At 64.9% G+C, this 288-nt stretch carries 1 pseudogene; it reads left to right on the top strand.

Going from position 1 to position 288, the window contains the following annotated elements:
* Positions 1 to 288 (top strand): annotated as a pseudogene (locus ACYP5B_RS29505) (protein PilN); the annotation flags it as partial.

The following is a 288-nucleotide window of genomic DNA, read 5'->3' as shown; positions in this document are numbered from 1 at the left end:
GATGGCCCGATCCAGACGTTCACCTCGGGTAGCGGCGCGAATCAGCAGTCCGTCCAGGTGCCGAAGACGATCGCCAAGGGCATCCCGGCGCAGGACCTGATCGTGCGCAACGGCCAGACGGTGATCGTGACGGCGTTCGACCAGACCGATACGCAGATGACGCACCGCACGCTCGGGGATTTGCTCCCGACCATCGCTGGCGGTTCCCTGACTGCCACGAAGTCCCGCACCTTCACGTTGGTACTGGCCACGGTGATGATCGAAGATCAGGGCGAGGCCGCGGCGCAA

The organism is Cupriavidus sp. 8B (assembly GCF_054589115.1).
Note: the sequence above shows the minus strand (reverse complement) of the source record. Positions and strands in the feature narration are given on the sequence as shown.